This is a genomic window from Paenibacillus sp. Y660, from assembly GCF_057221575.1.
Window position 1 is genome coordinate 1 of the sequence record NZ_JBXBBJ010000079.1, and the last position, 981, is coordinate 981.

Here is a 981-nt window from a genome sequence, read left to right on the forward strand (position 1 = left end):
GTTAATTTGATATAATAAAGTAACACTATTTATTCTGGAAAGGCGTGAGTTCTTTGCTCAATCGTAAGTCACCTCATCCCAAAGCGAATCAAGTTGAACTAACTAGTATTGAAATGTTGGTGCCTGAAAATCACCTCTTGCGATTGATCAACGATCACGTTGACTTTTCTTTTATTACAGAGAAGGTCCGTCCTTTCTACAGTGAAACGAAAGGTCGCCCTGCTCTTGATCCCATCGTCTTGTTCAAAATGATGCTAATCGGTTACCTGTACGGCATTCGCTCCGAACGACAGTTGGAACAAGAAATTATACCCCATGCCGCCTATCGATGGTTTCTGGGTCTTGGTTTTTCTGATGCGGTGCCAGATCACTCAACGATCAGTTGGAACCGGACTAAGCGGTTTAAGGACACGAACGTATTCCAAGAAATATTCGATGAAATCGTTCATTTGGCGATCCATCATCGCATGGTATCGGGAAGGGTCTTGATTACAGACTCTACACATATCGAGGCCAATGCCAACAAGAACCGCTATACCATGCAAGTCGTGGCCGATACGCCGAAAGAATATCTTGAGGAATTGGAAAACGCGGTCAATGCGGATCGGGAATCGCACGGAAAAAAGCATCTGCCTCCGGCCAAGGAGGAGATAGCTGAGAAGAAAGTGAAAGTTAGTACCACTGATCCCGAATGCGGCTTTATGAAGCGAAAAAACAAACCCGAGGGATTCTTTTATTTGGACCATCGTACGGTTGACCACAAATTCAATATCATCACGGATGTGTTCGTGACGGCCGGCAACGTTAACGATTCGACGGTATACCTGGAACGATTGAAACGCCAGGTCGAAACATTCGGCTTTTCAAATTCACTAGAGGCAATAGCCTTGGACTCTGGGTATATGACGCCTTATATTTGTAAACAAACACTTGGTGAAAACCTCCTCACGGTTATAGCGGATCGCGGCGCTTCAACAAAAG

General features: G+C 44.9%; 1 protein-coding gene. It reads left to right on the forward strand.

Annotation, left to right across the window (positions count from 1 at the left end; genetic code table 11):
• Nucleotides 1-53: 53 nt before the first annotated feature.
• Nucleotides 54-981: transposase (locus AC2TDN_RS26515; protein WP_484690731.1), on the forward strand; the 928-nt coding region annotated here is incomplete at its 3' end.